General features: G+C 54.3%; 12 protein-coding genes and 3 pseudogenes. 8 read left to right on the top strand and 7 right to left on the bottom strand.

Annotated elements, in window-relative coordinates; translation table 11 throughout:
- The first annotated feature begins 271 nt into the window (after positions 1–271).
- From gltB to hemE, 3 genes are all read left to right on the top strand, one after another.
- Positions 272–4,720, top strand: a complete 4,449-nt coding sequence (gltB, locus tag RHM68_RS01540; RefSeq protein WP_322220199.1) for a glutamate synthase large subunit — start codon at positions 272–274, stop codon at positions 4,718–4,720.
- Between the two features lie 33 nt (positions 4,721–4,753).
- Positions 4,754–6,172, top strand: coding sequence for an FAD-dependent oxidoreductase (locus RHM68_RS01545; protein WP_322220200.1), 1,419 nt, complete (start codon positions 4,754–4,756; stop codon positions 6,170–6,172).
- 232 nt (positions 6,173–6,404) lie between these two features.
- A complete protein-coding gene (gene hemE, locus RHM68_RS01550) occupies positions 6,405–7,472 on the top strand; it encodes a uroporphyrinogen decarboxylase (protein ID WP_322220201.1) in 1,068 nt (355 codons plus the stop codon).
- Between the two features lie 240 nt (positions 7,473–7,712).
- On the opposite strand, the gene RHM68_RS01555 is transcribed toward hemE, so the two are convergent.
- On the bottom strand, positions 7,713–8,969 hold the full coding sequence (locus RHM68_RS01555; protein WP_416195236.1) for an MFS transporter: 1,257 nt from the start codon (positions 8,967–8,969) through the stop codon (positions 7,713–7,715).
- 140 nt (positions 8,970–9,109) lie between these two features.
- Here RHM68_RS01555 and RHM68_RS01560 point away from each other — a divergent pair, with 140 nt between their 5' ends.
- Positions 9,110–10,012, top strand: a complete 903-nt coding sequence (locus RHM68_RS01560) for a LysR family transcriptional regulator (RefSeq protein WP_322220203.1) — start codon at positions 9,110–9,112, stop codon at positions 10,010–10,012.
- Between the two features lie 272 nt (positions 10,013–10,284).
- On the opposite strand, the gene RHM68_RS01565 is transcribed toward RHM68_RS01560, so the two are convergent.
- Both RHM68_RS01565 and RHM68_RS01570 read right to left on the bottom strand, forming a co-directional pair.
- A complete protein-coding gene (locus RHM68_RS01565) occupies positions 10,285–11,181 on the bottom strand; it encodes a DMT family transporter (RefSeq protein ID WP_322220204.1) in 897 nt (298 codons plus the stop codon).
- Complete coding sequence (locus RHM68_RS01570) at positions 11,181–11,951, bottom strand: iron-containing redox enzyme family protein (protein WP_322220205.1); 771 nt, start codon at positions 11,949–11,951, stop codon at positions 11,181–11,183. Before RHM68_RS01570 ends, RHM68_RS01565 begins: the two co-directional genes overlap by 1 nt.
- Positions 11,952–12,081: 130 nt before the next feature.
- Here RHM68_RS01570 and RHM68_RS01575 point away from each other — a divergent pair.
- Positions 12,082–12,950 (top strand): annotated as a pseudogene (locus tag RHM68_RS01575) (LysR family transcriptional regulator).
- Between the two features lie 180 nt (positions 12,951–13,130).
- On the opposite strand, the gene RHM68_RS01580 reads toward RHM68_RS01575, so the two are convergent.
- Positions 13,131–13,385 (bottom strand): hypothetical protein, encoded by a 255-nt coding sequence (locus tag RHM68_RS01580; RefSeq protein ID WP_322220206.1) that lies wholly within the window; start codon positions 13,383–13,385, stop codon positions 13,131–13,133.
- Between the two features lie 34 nt (positions 13,386–13,419).
- A complete protein-coding gene (locus RHM68_RS01585) occupies positions 13,420–13,785 on the bottom strand; it encodes a DUF6124 family protein (protein WP_322220207.1) in 366 nt (121 codons plus the stop codon).
- A 433-nt stretch (positions 13,786–14,218) separates the two neighbouring features.
- On the opposite strand from RHM68_RS01585, the gene RHM68_RS01590 reads away from it, so the two are divergent.
- Positions 14,219–14,815: a helix-turn-helix transcriptional regulator gene (locus RHM68_RS01590; RefSeq protein WP_322220208.1), complete on the top strand. Its 597-nt coding sequence runs from the start codon at positions 14,219–14,221 to the stop codon at positions 14,813–14,815.
- Positions 14,808–15,683, top strand: a complete 876-nt coding sequence (locus tag RHM68_RS01595; protein WP_322220209.1) for a queuosine precursor transporter — start codon at positions 14,808–14,810, stop codon at positions 15,681–15,683. Before RHM68_RS01590 ends, RHM68_RS01595 begins: the two co-directional genes overlap by 8 nt.
- Positions 15,684–15,716: 33 nt before the next feature.
- Here the strand turns inward: RHM68_RS01595 and RHM68_RS01600 are convergent.
- Positions 15,717–15,953: pseudogene (locus RHM68_RS01600) on the bottom strand (7-cyano-7-deazaguanine synthase); the annotation flags it as partial.
- 89 nt (positions 15,954–16,042) lie between these two features.
- On the opposite strand from RHM68_RS01600, the pseudogene RHM68_RS01605 reads away from it, so the two are divergent.
- Positions 16,043–16,955 (top strand): annotated as a pseudogene (locus tag RHM68_RS01605) (queuosine precursor transporter).
- 53 nt (positions 16,956–17,008) lie between these two features.
- Here RHM68_RS01605 and queC read toward each other — a convergent pair.
- Positions 17,009–17,704, bottom strand: coding sequence for a 7-cyano-7-deazaguanine synthase QueC (gene queC, locus RHM68_RS01610; RefSeq protein ID WP_322220210.1), 696 nt, complete (start codon positions 17,702–17,704; stop codon positions 17,009–17,011).
- Between the last annotated feature and the right edge of the window lie 107 nt (positions 17,705–17,811).

Below are 17,811 nucleotides of genomic sequence, written 5' to 3' on the forward strand. Positions count from 1 at the left end.
TGCCTTGTGGCGTCTGCGTCACAGTAGTCTTTGAGTCGTTGCAGTCAACACTAAAAATGTTTTGACTAGCACAGCAGATCGCTTTAAACCTTTCACAAATGCGACATAGATTTGCGACAGTTCGTCGTCAGATTTGTGAGCCCCTGTGTCGGTGTGTACAATGACCTCCCTTTTGCCCCCGCAAAGCTGGCGAACGTCTAGCGTGGATGGCAAGTGGTTGAATTGAAAAGAAATTTGCCTCGAAAAGAGGCAGCCTGGTGAGAAAGTGTCTATGAAAGCAGGTCTGTACCAACCAGATGAATTCAAGGATAACTGCGGTTTTGGCCTGATAGCCCATATGCAGGGCGAGCCCAGTCATACCCTTTTGCAAACGGCCATTGAGGCCCTGACCTGCATGACCCACCGCGGTGGGATCAATGCCGACGGCAAGACTGGTGACGGTTGCGGTCTGCTGATTCAAAAGCCGGACGTATTCCTGCGTGCCATCGCCCAGGAAACCTTCGGCGTCGAACTGCCCAAGCAATATGCCGTGGGCATGGTCTTCTTCAACCAGGACCCGGTTAAAGCCCAAGCAGCTCGCGAGAACATGAACCGCGAGATCCTGGCCGCCGGGCTGCACCTGGTTGGCTGGCGCAAAGTGCCAATCGACACCAGCGTCCTTGGACGCCTGGCCCTTGAGCGCTTGCCGCAGATTGAGCAAGTGTTTATTGGCGGTGAAGGTTTCAGCGATCAGGACATGGCGATCAAGCTGTTCAGCTCACGTCGTCGTTCGTCCGTGGCCAACGCCGCCGATACCGACCACTACATCTGCAGCTTTTCGCACAAGACCATCATTTATAAAGGCCTGATGATGCCGGCGGATCTGACCGCCTTCTATCCAGACCTCCGCGACCAGCGCCTGCAAACCGCGATCTGCGTGTTCCACCAGCGTTTCTCTACCAACACCCTGCCGAAATGGCCGCTGGCTCAGCCGTTCCGCTTTCTCGCCCACAACGGCGAGATCAACACCATCACTGGCAACCGCAACTGGGCCGTGGCCCGTCGTACCAAGTTCGCCAACGACCTGATGCCCGACCTCGAAGAGCTCGGCCCATTGGTCAACCGCGTCGGTTCCGACTCCTCAAGCATGGACAACATGCTTGAGCTGATGGTCACCGGTGGCATCGACCTGTTCCGTGGCGTGCGAATGATCATTCCGCCTGCGTGGCAGAACGTCGAAACCATGGACCCGGACCTGCGGGCGTTCTACGAATACAACTCGATGCATATGGAACCCTGGGACGGCCCGGCCGGCGTGGTGATGACCGACGGTCGTTACGCGGTGTGCCTGCTCGACCGTAACGGCCTGCGCCCGGCGCGTTGGGTCACCACCAAAAACGGTTTCATCACTCTGGCGTCCGAAATCGGTGTCTGGAACTACCAGCCTGAAGACGTGATCGCCAAGGGCCGTGTCGGTCCGGGTCAGATCTTTGCTGTGGACACCGAAACCGGGCAGATCCTCGACACCGACGCCATCGATAACCGCTTGAAGTCGCGGCATCCCTACAAGCAATGGCTGCGCAAGAATGCCCTGCGCATCCAGGCAACCATGGAAGACAACGACCACGGTTCGGCTTTTTACGACGTGGACCAGCTTAAGCAATACATGAAGATGTACCAGGTCACGTTTGAGGAGCGCGACCAGGTGCTGCGTCCGCTCGGCGAGCAAGGCTACGAAGCGGTCGGCTCGATGGGCGACGATACGCCGATGGCCGTGCTGTCCCAGCGTGTGCGCACGCCGTATGACTATTTCCGTCAGCAGTTCGCGCAGGTCACCAACCCGCCGATCGACCCGCTGCGTGAAGCCATCGTCATGTCGCTGGAAATCTGCCTCGGTGCCGAGCGCAATATCTTCCAGGAATCGCCGGAACACGCTTCGCGCGTGATCCTCAGTTCGCCGGTGATTTCCCCGGCCAAATGGCGTTCGCTGATGAACCTCGATCGTCCGGGCTTCGAACGCCAGATCATCGACCTCAACTACGAAGAAAGTGTTGGCCTCGAAGCCGCGATCCGCAACGTTGCCGATCAGGCTGAAGAAGCTGCGCGCGCGGGTCGCACTCAGATCGTGCTGACCGACCGCCACATTGGCCCTGGCAAGTTGCCTATCCACGCATCCCTCGCCACCGGCGCGGTACACCACCGTCTGACCGAAAAAGGCCTGCGCTGCGACTCCAACATTTTGGTGGAAACCGCCACTGCGCGTGATCCGCACCACTTCGCGGTGTTGATCGGTTTCGGCGCCTCGGCGGTCTATCCGTTCCTGGCCTACGAAGTGCTGGGTGACTTGATCCGCACCGGTGAAGTGCTGGGCGACCTCTATGAGGTGTTCAAGAACTACCGCAAAGGCATCACCAAAGGGCTGCTGAAGATCCTGTCGAAGATGGGTATCTCGACCATCACCTCGTATCGCGGTGCGCAACTGTTCGAAGCCATCGGCCTGTCCGAAGAAGTCTGCGACCTGAGCTTCCGTGGCGTGCCGAGCCGCATCAAGGGCGCGCGTTTCGTCGACATCGAAGCCGAGCAGAAAGCCTTGGCCGCCGAAGCCTGGAGCCCGCGCAAGCCGATCCAGCAAGGTGGCCTGCTGAAGTTTGTCCACGGTGGTGAATATCACGCCTACAACCCTGACGTGGTCAACACCCTGCAAGCCGCTGTGCAGCAAGGCGACTACAGCAAGTTCAAGGAATACACCGCGCTGGTGGACAACCGTCCGGTGTCGATGATCCGCGACATGTTCAAGGTCAAAACCCTGGACACACCGCTGGATATCAGCGAAATCGAACCACTGGAGTCGGTGCTCAAGCGCTTCGATTCCGCCGGTATTTCGTTGGGCGCCCTGTCGCCGGAAGCTCACGAAGCCCTGGCCGAAGCCATGAACCGCCTCGGTGCGCGTTCCAACTCCGGCGAAGGCGGTGAAGACCCGGCCCGTTACGGCACCATCAAGAGTTCGAAAATCAAGCAAGTCGCGACCGGCCGTTTTGGCGTGACCCCGGAATACCTGGTCAACGCCGAAGTGCTGCAAATCAAAGTCGCTCAGGGCGCCAAGCCCGGCGAAGGTGGTCAGTTGCCGGGCGGCAAGGTCAATGGTCTGATCGCCAAGCTGCGTTATGCGGTGCCGGGCGTGACCCTGATTTCGCCACCGCCACACCACGACATCTACTCGATTGAAGACTTGTCGCAGCTGATTTTCGACCTCAAGCAAGTCAACCCCAAGGCACTTGTCTCGGTGAAGCTGGTGGCCGAAGCAGGCGTCGGCACCATCGCCGCCGGTGTGGCCAAGGCCTACGCCGACTTGATCACCATTTCCGGCTATGACGGCGGTACGGGTGCATCGCCGCTGACCTCGATCAAATACGCGGGCGCTCCGTGGGAACTCGGCCTGGCCGAAACTCACCAGACCCTGCGTGGCAATGACTTGCGCGGCAAAGTCAGGGTTCAAACCGATGGCGGCCTGAAAACCGGCCTCGACGTGATCAAGGCGGCGATCCTCGGCGCTGAAAGCTTCGGCTTTGGCACCGCACCAATGATCGCCCTCGGCTGCAAATACCTGCGCATCTGCCACCTGAACAACTGCGCCACCGGCGTCGCGACTCAGAACGAAAAGCTGCGCAAGGATCACTACATCGGCACCGTCGACATGGTGATCAACTTCTTCACCTACGTCGCCGAAGAAACCCGTGAGTGGCTGGCCAAGCTGGGCGTGCGCTCCCTCGAAGAGCTGATCGGTCGTACCGACCTGCTGGAAATCCTCGAAGGTCAGACCGCCAAGCAGCGACATCTGGACCTGACTCCGTTGCTCGGCAGCGATCACATCCCGGCGGACAAACCACAGTTCTGCCAGGTCGAGCGCAACCCGCCCTTCGACAAAGGCCTGCTGGCCGAAAAAATGGTCGAGATGGCCACCTCGGCCATCAACGACAAGAGCGGTGCCGATTTCTCTCTGGACATCTGCAACTGCGACCGCTCGATCGGCGCACGCATCTCCGGTGAAATCGCTCGTAAGCATGGCAACCAAGGCATGGCGAACGCGCCGATCACCTTCCGCTTCAACGGCACAGCGGGTCAGAGCTTCGGTGTGTGGAACGCTGGTGGCCTGAACATGTACCTGGAAGGCGATGCCAACGACTACGTCGGCAAAGGCATGACGGGCGGCAAACTGGTCATCGTTCCGCCTAAAGGCAGCGCCTACAAGACGCAGGACAGCGCGATCATCGGCAACACCTGCCTGTACGGCGCCACCGGCGGCAAGTTGTTCGCCGCGGGCACCGCGGGCGAGCGTTTCGCGGTGCGTAACTCCGGCGCTCACACCGTGGTTGAAGGCACCGGCGATCATTGCTGCGAGTACATGACCGGTGGTTTTGTCTGCGTCCTGGGCAAGACCGGTTACAACTTCGGCTCAGGCATGACCGGCGGTTTCGCCTACGTGCTTGACCAGGACAACACCTTCGTTGATCGGGTCAATCACGAGCTGGTGGAAATCCAGCGGATCAGCGGCGAAGCGATGGAAGCCTATCGCAGCCACCTGCAACGTGTGCTGGACGAATACGTCGCGGAAACCGACAGCGAATGGGGTCGTAACCTCGCTGAGAACCTCGATGACTATCTGCGTCGTTTCTGGCTGGTCAAGCCCAAGGCTGCCAACCTGAAATCGTTGCTTTCCAGCACCCGTGCCAATCCGCAGTGATATGCGCCTGAAGAGTTTGATGAGGTTTTAACAATGGCTGAACGTCTGAATAATGACTTCCAGTTCATCGAGGTCGGGCGCAAGGATCCGAAGAAGAAACTGTTGCGTCAACGCAAGAAAGAGTTCGTGGAAATCTACGAGCCCTTCAAACCCCAGCATTCGGCCGATCAGGCCCACCGCTGCCTGGGTTGCGGTAACCCGTATTGCGAATGGAAGTGCCCAGTGCATAACTTCATTCCCAACTGGCTGAAATTGGTGGCCGAGGGCAACATCCTTCAGGCCGCCGAGCTGTCGCACCAGACCAACACCCTGCCGGAAGTCTGCGGCCGGGTGTGCCCACAGGATCGCCTGTGCGAGGGGGCTTGCACCCTCAACGACGGTTTCGGCGCGGTGACCATCGGTTCGGTCGAGAAGTACATCACCGACACCGCGTTTGCCATGGGCTGGCGCCCGGACATGTCCAAGGTCAAACCGACCGGCAAACGTGTGGCGATCATTGGTGCGGGGCCTGCCGGCCTGGGGTGTGCCGACGTGCTGGTACGCGGTGGCGTGGCCCCTGTGGTGTTCGACAAAAACCCGGAAATCGGTGGCCTGCTGACCTTCGGCATCCCGGAGTTCAAGCTGGAAAAGACCGTGCTGAGCAATCGCCGCGAAGTCTTCACCGGCATGGGCATCGAGTTCCGCCTGAATACCGAAGTGGGCAAGGACGTGACCATCGAGCAGTTGCTCGAAGAATACGATGCCGTATTCATGGGCATGGGCACCTACACCTACATGAAGGGCGGCTTTGCCGGTGAGGACCTGCCGGGCGTGCATGACGCGCTCGACTACCTGATCGCCAACGTCAACCGTAACCTGGGCTTTGAAAAGTCGCCGACCGATTTCGTCGACATGAAAGGCAAGAAGGTTGTGGTGCTGGGCGGCGGCGACACGGCGATGGACTGCAACCGCACGTCGATTCGCCAGGGTGCCAAGTCGGTGACCTGTGCTTATCGTCGCGACGAAGCGAACATGCCAGGCTCGCGCAAAGAGGTGAAGAACGCTAAGGAAGAAGGCGTGAAATTCCTCTACAACCGCCAGCCGATTGCGATTGTCGGTGAAGACAAGGTCGAAGGTGTGAAAGTGGTCGAGACCCGTCTCGGCGAACCGGACGCCCGTGGCCGTCGCAGCCCCGAGCCGATCCCCGGTTCCGAAGAGATCATCCCGGCCGATGCCGTGGTCATCGCATTCGGTTTCCGCCCAAGCCCGGCGCCGTGGTTTGAACAGTTCAGCATCCAGACCGACAGCCAGGGCCGTGTTGTGGCCCCGGAGCAAGGCAAATACAAGCACCAGACCAGCAACCCGAAAATCTTCGCCGGTGGCGACATGGTTCGCGGCTCTGACCTGGTGGTGACCGCGATCTTCGAAGGCCGTAATGCCGCCGAAGGGATCTTGGATTACCTGGGCGTCTAAAGCCTCCACTGATTGTTCCCACGCTCTGCGTGGGAATACAGCCTGTGACGCTCCGCGTCCCAAAAGGCGTGACGCGGAGCGTCACAGGAGGCGTTCCCACGCAGCGCGTGGGGACGATCTTTCGAAGCCGAAACCGCGATTAATTGACCCGATAGGCAAAATGCTGACCTGCAACCGTGCCTTTTGCTTCGCGCTCTGAGAAAATGCCCGCACTTTTTTTCCGGATGCCGACATGACTGCCCTGAAGAACGACCGTTTCCTTCGCGCCCTGCTCAAGCAACCCGTAGACGTCACGCCCGTGTGGATGATGCGTCAGGCCGGTCGCTACTTGCCGGAGTACCGCGCCAGCCGCGCCAAGGCCGGTGACTTCATGAGCCTGTGCATGAACCCGGAGTTCGCTTGCGAAGTCACGATGCAACCGCTCGACCGCTATCCACAACTGGACGCGGCGATCCTGTTCTCCGACATCCTGACCATTCCCGATGCGATGGGCCAAGGCCTGTACTTCGAAACCGGTGAAGGCCCTCGCTTCAAAAAAGTCATCAGCACTCTGGCCGACATCGAAGCCCTGCCGATTCCTGATCCGCACAAGGACTTGGGTTACGTCATGGACGCCGTCAGCACCATCCGCCGCGAACTGAACGGTCGCGTGCCACTGATCGGCTTCTCCGGCAGCCCGTGGACCCTGGCCACCTACATGGTTGAAGGCGGCTCGTCGAAAGACTTCCGCAAGACCAAGGCCATGCTCTACGACAACCCGCACGCCATGCACCTGCTGCTGGACAAGCTCGCGCAGTCGGTCACCAGCTACCTCAACGGCCAGATCATGGCCGGCGCGCAAGCGGTGCAGATCTTCGACACCTGGGGCGGCAACCTCTCGGCGGCGGCGTACCAGGAATTCTCCCTGGCCTACATGCGCAAAATCGTCAGCGGCCTGATCCGTGAACACGACGGCCGCAAAGTGCCGGTCATCCTGTTCACCAAAAACGGCGGCCTGTGGCTGGAAAGCATTGCCGACGCTGGCGCCGATGCACTTGGCCTGGACTGGACCTGCGACATTGGCGAAGCCCGCCAGCGCGTCGGCAACAAAGTCGCCTTGCAAGGCAACATGGACCCGACCGTGCTCTACGCCAAGCCAGAAGCCATCCGCACCGAAGTCGGCCGCATCCTCGCCAGCTACGGCAAGGGCAGCGGTCACGTGTTCAACCTTGGGCATGGCATCACCCCGGAAGTTGATCCGGAACATGCGGGCGCGTTCATGCGCGCAGTGCATGAGCTGTCGGCGCAGTACCACGAGTGATCGTCGCCCAATAAAAAACGCCCGGCTTATGCCGGCAATGCTGTTCACTTAAGCCGTAGGCTGGAAGTTTTTGATTTCCGACTCTATAGCGAAAGCCAAGAAAAACGCCGCTTCTCCATTTAGGGGTAAGCGGCGTTTTTCCTTAAATGAACAGCATTGCGGCTTATGCCGGGAGTTTTTGTTTGGTGCGCCAGGCATGGTGTACCTTGGCTCATGATTACCGCTAGGGCACAGTTGGGGCTAAACCTGTGCGGTACCCGCCAGCGGCGGCAACTTTGCCAGTTTTAACGCCACCAGCAACGCAATCACCAACAACCCACCTATAAACATCCCGATCCCGCTCCATCCGCCCACGTGCCAGAACACCCCGCCCACCGTCCCGGCAATGCTCGACCCGGCGTAATAGCTGAACAGGTACAACGAAGACGCCTGCCCTTTGGCCTTGATCGCCCGGCGCCCGATCCAGCTACTCGCCACCGAGTGCGCACCAAAGAAGCCAAATGTGAAGATCAACATCCCGATGATTACCAGCGGCAGCGGCGTGAACATCGTCAGTGCCAGGCCCGCAAGCATCAGCGCGATGGTCGCCCACAGCACCCTGCGACGACCCAGTTGGTCGGCCAATGAGCCAATTTTCGCCGAGCTATAAATCCCCGACAGGTACACCACCGACAGCAAGCCGACAAAGGCCTGGTCCATGTTGTAAGGCGCCGCCAGCAGGCGATAGCCGATGTAGTTAAACAGCGTCACGAACGCGCCCATCAGCACGAACGCTTCGACAAACAGCAGCGGCAGGCCGGCGTCGCGAAAGTGCAGGGTGAAGCCGTCCAGCAGACTGCGCGGGTGCAGCGAGCGGGCGTGGAAGTTGCGTGACTCCGGGAGGATTTTCCAGAACACCGTTGCCGCGATCAGTGCCAGGCCGCCGATCACCAGCATCGCCGTGTGCCAACTGACGAAGTCGATCAACACCCCGGTGATCAGACGGCCGCTCATACCACCAATCGCGTTGCCGCCGATGTACAGGCCCATGGCCAGGCCGATGTGCTGGGGATGGATCTCTTCGCTCAAGTACGTCATCGCGACCGCCGCCAAGCCGCTCAACGACAACCCGATCAGCGCACGCATGATCAACACGCCTTCCCAACTCGGCATCATCGCGCTGGCCATGGTGCAGAGGGCGGCGGCGAACAACGCGGTCACCATCACCGGCTTACGCCCGACGCGGTCGGAAATCGGGCCGGTGATCAGCAAACCGATGGCGAGCATGCCGGTGGCCACCGACAGGATCAGGCTGCTCTGCGCCGCGTTGATCGAATATTCGTGGGACAGCAGCGGCATCATCGGTTGCACGCAATACAGCAGGGCGAAGGTCGCGAAGCCTCCGGAGAACAGCGCCAGCACCGTGCGCATAAACATCGGCGTGCCCTTCTCGATGTAGATCTCTTTTAATTCGGCGACCACATCATCGAGCGCGGCGGGCGCAACTTCATGAGTCAGGGGGGCGGCAGCTGTTTTCACTTCGGACCTCGGAGGGGCGCAGCCGGGCAGGCAATGAAAAAAGCATATAGCCGCCTAACGATTCAATCCAATATATTGTTCGACCTGTTTAAGAGGTTTTGCGACCTAATGGATTTTTCATGGAACTGCGTCACCTGCGCTACTTCATTGCCGTCGCCGAAGAACTGCATTTTGGCCGTGCCGCCCAAGTGCTGGGTATCTCTCAGCCACCTCTAAGCCAACAGATTCAGGCGCTGGAGAACGAGGTTGGCGCGCGGTTGTTTGAGCGGACTAATCGTCGGGTCGAACTCAGCGAGGCCGGTCGGTTGTTCCTGCAAGAGGCACGATTAGTCCTGGCACAGGTCGATAAAGCCGCCGACGTGGCACGGCGTGCGCAACTCGGCGAACTGGGCGAGTTGAAGATCGGCTTCACCTCCTCTGCGCCGTTCAACTCGACGATTCCTCAAGCCATTTTCTCGTTTCGCCAGCGCTTCCCGGCGGTACACCTGAATCTACGGGAGATGAGCAGCACCCAAGTCGCCGATTCGCTGGTGGACCAGTCGATTGAGGTCGGGATCATGCGCCCGCTTGGGTTGCCGGATTCGCTCAGCGTGGTGGAGTTGATGCGCGAACCGCTGGTGGCGGTGCTCAGCTCCAAACATCCGTTGGTCAACGGCAGTGAGGACGGTTTGTTTCTGTCAGCCCTGGCCCTCGAACCGTTCGTGTTTTTCCCACGCAGCTATGGCAGCGGTTTGTATGCGCAATTGCTTAGCCTGGCCCGAGACGTCGGCTTCAGCCCGAACTTTGCGCAAGAGGCCGGCGAGGCGATGACCATCATCGGATTGGTCGCGGCGGGACTGGGCGTGTCGGTATTGCCGGCGTCTTACCAGCGCATGCGCATTGACGGTGTGGTCTATCGCCCGCTACTCGATCCAGACGCCGTTTCGGCCGTGTGGCTGGTGCAGCGCAAAGACCAGAAGTCACCGATGGCCAGGGCGTTTGTGGAACTGCTGACACGCAAAGTTGAACCTTTAACAGAGTGAGGCATGCGTTTGATGGAGCGCCAGAGAGAGGACATTTCAGGTAATGGATAAAGCCCCAAGTCAAAATCGCTAGTAGGGACGCAAGAGCTGTCGGCCAAGAGTGCGTTCAACGTTTTGCGGCGTCTTGCGCGAGAACCACAGGTTGGCGCGGTTAATCACCATGACCGGGCATAGTCGCAGCGTCACAAGTAACCCGATGCCTTGGCGCAAGATGTTTCTGGTTCACCCCTTTTTGCGCGCCTACGTTTTTCATCGACAGTCACGACCTCTACTCAAACTTTTTTGGCAAGAATCGCGCGTTTCGACGGCTCCAGATTGAGGACGAGTACGCTCGTCAGCACAATGACCGTTCCGACAATGACCATGACTGATGGGCGTTCACTCAGAACCAACGAGGCCATAAACATGGCTGTTGGCGGTATAAGGTAAAGCGAAATGGACGCACGGCTCACGTTGCAGTGTGCCAACACGTAGGCCCAGGCGAGGTAAGCGAGGGCACTGGGGAAAATGCCGAGAATTAGCACCGCGAGGTTCACCGAAGTTGAGGCGTTTTGCACTTCGCTCCAGAGGCCAGGCACATAGACCAGCAGCAGCGCCGTCCCCGACCAGATGGTGTAACACACCATCGTCAGCCCGTCATAACGATGGGAGTGGCGTTTTTGCAAGGCGAAATACAGACTCCAGGAAAACGCCGCGAGCAGGATCAGCAGCCCGTGCGCGTCCAGCTCACCAAAATCACGGTCTGCGGTGACGACCACCGCAGCGCCAAGTAGTCCGCACAGCACACAGACCCATTGCCAGCTGTTAACCCGTTCCTTAAAGGCGAAATGCGCCAATAACGCGCTGAACAGCGGCGTGGACTGCGCGAGTACGCTGGCGGCCCCCGCGCTAACACCTTGTTGGCCGTAGTTGAGGGCTATGTGATGCAGGCTGACTGCAAAAAATCCCAGCAATGCCAGCAGCGGTAAGTCTTTCAGTCGGGGCAAGGAAATATGCATCACCAATGCGACCCCGGCCATGAGCGTTGATGCAATTAAAAATCGTACCAGCGCAAGATGACCGGGCTCGTAAGCCTGTAGCCCGATATGGATTCCAATGGGGGAATAGGCCCAGCAAAAGATCACAAAAATCGCCGCCAACGCCACTCTTATGCCGGGCGTTGCATTCATCACGTCGCCACCCTAGGCGCAACAAGACCGTGCAGGCTGGGCATGGCATGGGCTATACCGTTCCAATACCGCTCGGTGATGAGCAGGAAGCGGTTGAACGAAACGCTGACTTCCTCTATGTGCTGGTCGGTGGCGCATTCGTGCGTGGCCGCTTTCACGGCCTGGACCTTGTGTTCTTTTTCCGCATCACCGATGTGGATGTAGAAATACTCGCAGTGCTCGTGAAAGTCATCGTTATTGGCGTAGAGGTGTTTGTAGTTGCGCGCCCCTTCGTACAAACGGGTGAGCATCGAATAGGCCAGCCACTCCTGAGCCAACAACGTGCCGAGTACATGGCGCGGATTGTTGTTGTGGCCACCGTCGGTGTAAAGGCTCAATTGTTCGCGACTAAACGTTTGACTACTTTCCAGCACCGGCAAAGCCATGAGTTCATCCATGCTGTACGGCCGATCAGCGAGACGGCTGAGAAGGTCGATCAGATAATTTTCCAACAGCGCGAGGTGGGCCTTTTCCGGGTTGCCGTAACCCATTTCGGAGTAGAGGTTCTTGACGATTTCGATCTGAGCGTCAAGGTCATCAGTACTCAGAAATGACAGAGCAACCATACGAGAGGTCTGCGTGGTACGCGCCAGATAGTTTCGAGCAAACACCTCAACGTCGGCTAGGCAAAGTGAGCCACCCATCCATCGTTGGTAGAACGCGTTATCCAAGGCTTTATGGGTAAACACACTTTCGGCGAGGGACTGGATTTTTCGCTGAATTAACTCCATAAAAACTCCTGCTGATCGAGGGGGATGAAAGGGCCATGGCGGCACGGCAACGCGCTTGCTGAAGTATCAAAAACACCCAGCCTCACTACAAGTGACTTAAAGTGAACTATGCATTCACTTTGGGTGAGCCATGGAATTGTCCCAACTGCGCATGTTCAAGACGGTTTCCGACTTCGGTAGCATCGCGCGCGCCGCCGAGTTACTGCACTGCGTGCCGTCCAATATCACCGCACGCCTCAAGTCCCTGGAGAGTGAGCTGGGCACACAGCTTTTTTTCGCGACGGTCGAGGGTTGCGGATCACCCCAGCTGGGGAGGTATTTCTTGATTACGCGACGAGAATCCTGTGCTTGGCTGATGAAGCCCAGCGCGCCTTAGCGCCCACTAACACGCCAAGCGGTCCGCTGCGCATTGGTGCCATTGAGTCGAGTGCTACGGGAAGGCTGCCGCGGTTATTGGCCAAGTACCATGCGCTGTACCCGCAGGTGTCGCTGGAATTGAGTACCGGCACTTGGGCCCAACTGCTGGACGATACTCAACATCATCGTCTTGATGGGGTGATCGTGGCGGTGAATATTGAACGCCCCGGTCTCAAGCGCGCCGTGATGTACCGTGAAGATTTAATCCTCATCGCGGCCGCCTCGCATGGACCATTACTCAAGGCGGCGGATCTGCAAGGTAAGGCAATTTTTATGTGGCCGCCGGGCTGTCCATACCGCTGCGCGCTGGAACAGTGGCTGTTGCGCCATGGCCAGTTGCTGCCGATCGTCAGCATTGCAAGCTATGGCGCCATAGTTGGCTGTGTCAGTGCCGGTGCTGGCGTTTCGCTGGTGCCCCGCGGGATCTATGAGCAGTACCGCCATAGTGCGGGTTGGCAAGGGTATGAACTTCCGGAACTGACGAGTATCGATAACCTGTTTTACTGGCATGAACACTCAGGTCGACACCCTGCTCGGGAGGCGTTTTTGGCGTTACTGCAGGAAGAATTTGCCCAAGGCTGAGGGCGTTCCGACATTGAGATTTCGCTAAAAATCACGCCCTGAAATGTACAGTCAGGGGCGTAATAGAAGCAGCCGACGGTGATTTTCGAATACGCGAAAACGATGGTTTCAATGGCAAAGCCATCATTCTGCCGGACCTCGTCACTGTGCGGGTCGACCTCTGTGAGGTCGACCGTTTTTTTACGCCGGCACTTGCCTCTGTAACCGTCGCCCGACGACATCCAACAAGTCGCAGCCATCGCGCAAAGACGTCACCAATACCCGCGCCAGCTCACTGTAAACGCCTTCGCTGAACGCGAGACTTTCCAGCAGTTGTGTCGCCGTGCGGATACGGTAAGCCGCGGTTTCATGTAATACATCCAGCGGTGCTTCGGTATCGATCAGCAACGATGCGATGGTGCAGTCGGTGCCAGTGATAGGCATATATCGATCCATGACAAAACCTCCACTCGGGAAAGAAGGCGGCCGCTCAGCGGGCGCGATTGACTGGCGCCTCAGGCACACCACTGGGTGGGTCCAGATTGTCCAGTGCGCGGTTTACCAACAACTCGGCCAGCACCGCCAACTGCTGAATCGCCAGCGCAACATTACGCCGAGAGCTTTCGAGTTCGCGGGCAAGGTCAGTGCTCATGACGTTGAGCGAGGCCAGTGTTTCGCAGGCATGAGCGAGCAGCGATAGCGTGTCGATGTTTGGGTGCAGTGTAAAAAAGTGGCTGACGGGGTCGGGTTGGCCAGGTTCGCGCAGACGGTCGCTAACGAGGCGTTCGGTGGCCTTAATATCATCGATGGATGAAGGACCAGTTGATCGCGGAGAATTGGGGCTGGCATTTTTCATGGTGGAGTTCCTTGCAAGGTTAAAGAAGTGCCAGTCCCATACCGCAGACCAGAATGGTTTACGGCAATGCGTGAGTTGACGGGCTGGTAGGTTTATTACCAGAAAAGTCATCGTTATTAATCAAATTATTTAACATCTATGTAATTAAATGATTCATGTTTATCGGCTGCTGCTTTGCATGTGTAAGTTTCGTTGTTGGTAAGTTCTCTCATTGTTGTAGGAAGTGTCCTTAGTTTGAGTGAGGTTCATCTGTCAGATTTTTTTCAGAAAAATTGAGTTGTGAAACAATGTTTGACGGTTGTTTGGTGCGTTTGCGATATTGTTTCACGTGGAGCCTACGTAGGTAGGGCGTTAGCTTGGAAAAATTCACTTCTGTAGCCGTTCAGTCAAAACGTATGGAGTGTTGTCACTGTAAACAAATGGTAAGTATTTAATGTTTAAGAGAGAAAAGACTGAAACGCTAAAAAGTAACATTAGGTATTTGATAAAAAGTCGCGGGGAGACGCAGCTGTCTTTGTGTTCTGCCAGTGGTTTGACTCGAACCACCATCTACAACATTCTGGAAGGGCGGGTCGTCAATGTTCAACAGTCTACTATTCGCAAAATTTCTGATTTTTTTGGTGTGTCCTATAAGGAGATAGAAACGGTTGATTTTGAAGAAAAGGAAATCATAGAAAGCAGTGTTTCTTTACAAGGCAACATGAATCCAGCGGCAGTTCCTATTATTAAAGAAAGTTTGCTGGTTGAGAACCTTGACAAGAGGATTGGTGAGTTGGTGGCTACTCATCCTCTTACGTATTATTTTGGGATGGCCAGTAATTTGATTGGTGTGCTCTTGGAAAATGAAATAAGTGGTGTAAATGAGTCAGGTGATTTATTGATCGTTAAGAAGGGTTTATTTAGTAGCGATAAAGAAAAGCTTGTGTACGATAAAATAAAAAAGAAACTGTTTGTAACTGCTGAGTCTGGTGTTTGCTCAGATGTTGTTTTTGTAATTGGGGATATTATTGAGGAAAGATTTAATGGGTAGTGGATGTGAGAATAGTAAATATAAGTTGTTAGGGTTTGAAAATAAAAAAAGCCTCGCGGTTATTATGATTATTTCTACAGGGAAAGTAACTAAGGTCAAGCTGGGCGATTTGTTGAGTAGTGATATGGTGGATGATTTAAATAAATTGGAAATAAAGAGTGTGTACAAGAAGTTTTATGCTGGTGGTGGAGGGGCATCAACGGCATACGACGTAAGTGACCGTCATGAGCGTTCATGGATGATTTATGTAGCTCTCAATCTACTGCTTTTTGCGCTTTATATTTTTACAAATATAGCTGCGACAAAACTGGTGTACATAAAGCAGTTTGATATTGTTGTCACTCCAGGTGTTTTTCTGTACCCGCTGACATTTCTCATAGTCGATATGTTAAATGAGTTTTATGGGCTTAGACTTGCCAGAAAAGCGATCCTGTTTGCTTTTGTAAGTAATGCCTTTATCACTGTGTTGCTGAGTGCTACTAGCTATCTGCCAGGCTTGCCCGGTTGGAAGCTCGACATGCCTTACAGTGAAGTTATGACTCATGTGTCCTCCGTGTTAGTGGCGTCCTCTATATCTTTTATTTTTTCTGAATATGTAAACTCGTATTTGTTAAGCAAGATAAAAGAACTTACGAATTCAAGATTTTTATTTCTTCGAGTGTTTTTAAGCACTTTTTTTGCTGTGATAATAGATAGTTTTATTTTTTGTTTTATCGCGTTTCACGGATCGATGACGAGTGCTGAGATATTCAGTATTTTATATATCCAGATCGCGATAAAAATGTTTTTCGCTGTTTTTAATGTGTTGCCCGCTTATGGCGCAAGGTCATTATTTAAAAAATATGTGGCTGGAGCCAGCACTGCATAAAAGTGGGGGAGTGAGCGAACTCCCCCCGGAGTACTACTTTAATTTCAGTTTTTCGCTCAGGCTTTTAAACGTGTCTGATTTGTTTTCAAGGAACTCATTCAGGCCTTTTGCTCTAAGTCGGCATGCGTCACAGTCAGCACAACCGCTTCCTTGCAGACCGTTGTAGCACGTCAATGTATGGTGCTGAATCAACTCAAGCTTTCCGTGATATTCGGCCAAAGCCCATGTTTCTGCCTTGTTCAACCACATCAGCGGTGTTTCGATCCGCAAAATAAAAGAGAAACTGTTTGTAACTACTAAGTCTGGTGTTTGCTCAGATGTTATTTTTGTAATTGGGGATGTTGTTGAGGAAAGATTTAATGGATAGCAGTTGTGAAAATAGCAAATATAAATTGTTGGGGTTTGAGAATAATAAAAGACTGGTTGTGATTATGGTTCTTTCTACAGGGAAAATTATCAAATTAAAAATCAACGAAGTATTAAAGAGCGAAATAATAGACAATTTAAGTCGTATGGAAATAAATAATATATACAGGAAATACTATTCTGGGGGTGCTGCGTTCACTACTTATGATTTAAATGATCGCAATGAGCGATCCTGGATGATCTATGTTTTTTTAAGTCTGCTTCTTTTGGCACTTTATATTTGTACAAATGTTGCAGCTACAAAGCTTGTTTATCTAAAAGAACTCGATCTTGTTGTGCCTCCTGCCGTTTTTCTTTATCCGTTGACATTTTTGGTGGTTGATTTATTGAACGAGACATACGGGCTTAGGCTGGCGAGGAAAGCTCTATTGTTCGCTTTTGCAAGTAATGCATTAATTGTTTTGTTACTGAATGCTGTTAGTTATTTTCCTGGATTGCCTGGCTGGAAACTTGATGCGCCCTATGCTGAGGTTGTTGCTCATGTTTCTTCTGTGTTAGTGGCATCTTCAGTTTCTTTTCTATTCTCTGAGTACGTAAATTCATATTTGCTTTGCAAAATAAAGGAGCTTACGAGTTCGAGATTTTTGTTTTTGAGAGTGTTTTTTAGTACATTTTTTGCAGTGATAATAGATAGTTTGCTATTTTGCTATTTTGCTATTTTGCTATTTTGCTATTTTGCTATTTTGCTATATTGCTTTTTACGGTGTAATGCAAAATAGTGAAATACTTAGTATGGTTTACGCTCAGATAGCTATAAAGATGTGTTTTGCTGTGTTTAATGTTTTTCCTGCCTATGGAGCAAGATCATTATTTAAAAGATATATCGCCGCTGGGGACACTAAGTGAAAATAGCGGGCGTGATTTGTAACCTCTCACGCCCGCCCAGTAATAGGCTGATATTATAGTGCTAGTTTCATATTTAGATTTTTTTTGATTTCTGCTCTATTTTCTAGAAACTCATTCAAACCTTTTGCGCGAAGATTGCAGGAGTCACAGTCGGCACATCCACTTCCTTTTATACCGTTGTAACAGGTAAGTGTCTGGTAGCGAACTAAGTCTAACTGGTTATAGTGATCGGCCAGGGCCCAAGTTTCTGCCTTGTTCAACCGCATGAGCGGAGTTTCAATGCGTACTTTATAGTCCATGCCCAATACGATGGATTCATTTAAAGATTTTACAAAGGCATCGCCGCAATCAGGATAGCCGGAACTCTCCGTTTCACAAACACCGGTAATGATAGTTTCAGCCTGTACCTGATACGCATAAATAGCGGCCAAGGTCAGAAACAGGATGTTTCTGCCCGGTACGAATGTGTTAGGTACGCTTTCTTCTGAGCCATTGGCGCTGGGAACCGGGATGTTGTCGCGGGTCAAACTGCTGATGGCCAGTTCGTTGAGTAATGAAGCATCCAGAACTTTATGCACGGTCACGCCCAGCTGTTTTGAAAGCTGTTGTGCTACTTCAATTTCGGCGCGATGGCGTTGGCCATAGTCAAACGTAATACAGTGAATTTCATCGTAGAGCGCTAAGGCATGGATCAAGCAGGTGGTGGAGTCCTGCCCGCCGCTGAAAACGATAACTGCTTTCTTAGTCATGCTGTGTTCTTCCCTGGAATGCCCCCGACGTATCACGGGGGCATTGACCCTAGCGCGTAGCTCACATTTTGGCTGTGGGACGTTTCCGAGATGACGTACACCGCGTT

The sequence above is a fragment of the Pseudomonas sp. DC1.2 genome (genome assembly GCF_034351645.1).
GTDB lineage: Bacteria > Pseudomonadota > Gammaproteobacteria > Pseudomonadales > Pseudomonadaceae > Aquipseudomonas.

Bases quoted from the DNA above. Each gene is read 5' to 3' on its own strand.
- RHM68_RS01580 (WP_322220206.1), bottom strand. From the start codon at position 13,385: ATGGATCGATATATGCCTATCACTGGCACCGACTGCACCATCGCATCG.
- RHM68_RS01595 (WP_322220209.1), top strand. From the start codon at position 14,808: ATGGGTAGTGGATGTGAGAATAGTAAATATAAGTTGTTAGGGTTTGAA.
- RHM68_RS01590 (WP_322220208.1), top strand. From the start codon at position 14,219: ATGTTTAAGAGAGAAAAGACTGAAACGCTAAAAAGTAACATTAGGTAT.
- RHM68_RS01560 (WP_322220203.1), top strand. From the start codon at position 9,110: ATGGAACTGCGTCACCTGCGCTACTTCATTGCCGTCGCCGAAGAACTG.
- RHM68_RS01545 (WP_322220200.1), top strand. From the start codon at position 4,754: ATGGCTGAACGTCTGAATAATGACTTCCAGTTCATCGAGGTCGGGCGC.
- gltB (WP_322220199.1), top strand. From the start codon at position 272: ATGAAAGCAGGTCTGTACCAACCAGATGAATTCAAGGATAACTGCGGT.
- queC (WP_322220210.1), bottom strand. From the start codon at position 17,704: ATGACTAAGAAAGCAGTTATCGTTTTCAGCGGCGGGCAGGACTCCACC.
- RHM68_RS01565 (WP_322220204.1), bottom strand. From the start codon at position 11,181: ATGAATGCAACGCCCGGCATAAGAGTGGCGTTGGCGGCGATTTTTGTG.
- hemE (WP_322220201.1), top strand. From the start codon at position 6,405: ATGACTGCCCTGAAGAACGACCGTTTCCTTCGCGCCCTGCTCAAGCAA.
- RHM68_RS01570 (WP_322220205.1), bottom strand. From the start codon at position 11,951: ATGGAGTTAATTCAGCGAAAAATCCAGTCCCTCGCCGAAAGTGTGTTT.
- RHM68_RS01585 (WP_322220207.1), bottom strand. From the start codon at position 13,785: ATGAAAAATGCCAGCCCCAATTCTCCGCGATCAACTGGTCCTTCATCC.